At 37.3% G+C, this 271-nt stretch carries 1 pseudogene; it reads right to left on the reverse strand.

Features of this window, described 5'->3' with window-relative positions:
- Window positions 1–258: pseudogene (locus AAEY83_RS15160) on the reverse strand (hypothetical protein); the annotation flags it as partial.
- Between the last annotated feature and the right edge of the window lie 13 nt (window positions 259–271).

Genomic DNA, 271 nt, shown 5'->3' on the forward strand with positions numbered 1-271 from the left:
GCTTGATACAGCGCCTACAATAGTGTCTTTTATTGAGCCTAGTGCATCAATAAAGTGATTAACCGTTGAGCCTGTACCGACACCTACAATAGTGTTTTCTTTTACAAACTCGATAGCTGCCCAAGCAGCTGCTTTTTTTAATTCGTCTTGTGTCATTGTTTTATGCTCATTTATGTCAAAAATTTCTGCTGGTATACAAAGTAACGCTTTACCAACAGTAGGTTTTATTTGGGGTGATAATTGTTTTAAGTGGCACATCCCATGATTCTAT

It is taken from the genome of Psychrobacter sp. TB20-MNA-CIBAN-0197, assembly GCF_040309765.1.
Classification (GTDB): Bacteria; Pseudomonadota; Gammaproteobacteria; order Pseudomonadales; family Moraxellaceae; genus Psychrobacter; species Psychrobacter submarinus.